The sequence below is a fragment of the Paenibacillus sp. P4_A7 genome (genome assembly GCF_056402455.1).
In genome coordinates this window covers 1-847 of sequence record NZ_JBFUHJ010000862.1, presented here as the reverse complement: position 1 = coordinate 847, position 847 = coordinate 1, and the positions used below count along the sequence as shown (strand labels likewise).

General features: G+C 42.7%; 1 protein-coding gene. It reads left to right on the top strand.

Annotated features, from left to right (window positions below):
- Nucleotides 1–287: 287 nt before the first annotated feature.
- Nucleotides 288–847: YdeI/OmpD-associated family protein (locus AC1DWN_RS34555; protein ID WP_477563313.1), on the top strand; the 560-nt coding region annotated here is incomplete at its 3' end.

Below are 847 nucleotides of genomic sequence, written 5' to 3'. Positions count from 1 at the left end.
ACATTTCTCGTATGAGGGATGTCAGCGTTACTTTTAGCGAATTCGCGTACTCATTCATTGGCGAAACCTCCTCGTTTTTTTCAAGGGGCTACGCCACACATCTTCAACTGCTTGTCAAGTCTTTTTTTATTTTCGCGCAAAAAAAGAGCGGGCTATCTTTTCGATAACCTGCTCTTTTTCTTGATATCTGGCTCTGCGCCTTAACTTAATGACATTGTCTGTCATGGAGGGCTTTTTCAATGATTCAGCAAGCATCTGAATACATATAGGGTAGGGGATGATGCATAGTGGCTAAATCAATCGTAGAAAAATTGAATTTACATAAGTACAATCAAGCAGCCATTTTGAACCAGCCTGAAGGAACGGAATATTTTGCGGAGCTGACTGACTATGACACTGCGCTCGAGGCTGAAGCGTATGATCTTATTTTTGCATTTGTGTTGGATATGGAGTCATTAAAGGAACTCGTTGATCGCATAATTGAACATCAGCATCTTCGTAAGAAGGGTTACCTCTTTGCAGCATATCCTAAAATGGGTAACAAAGTGTATCCAACATTTATACATCGTGATGACTTGTTTGCGGGGCTAGGCAGTGATGAGGATGGCTATATTGGGACAAGCGCRATCAAGTTTGCACGTATGGTAGGACTTGATGATGTGTTTACAGTTGTCGGGTTTAAAGAGGATGCCGGGGGCAAAGGTCAGATTTCTTCAAAGCCAAGTCAACAGGTAGACGATTATATTTCCATGATCCCAAGTGTGGAGCAGGACTTGGGCGATACGCCTGAACTGCTTACCTTTTATCAATCACTTACCCCAGGTTATCGCAAGGATTGGGCACGTTA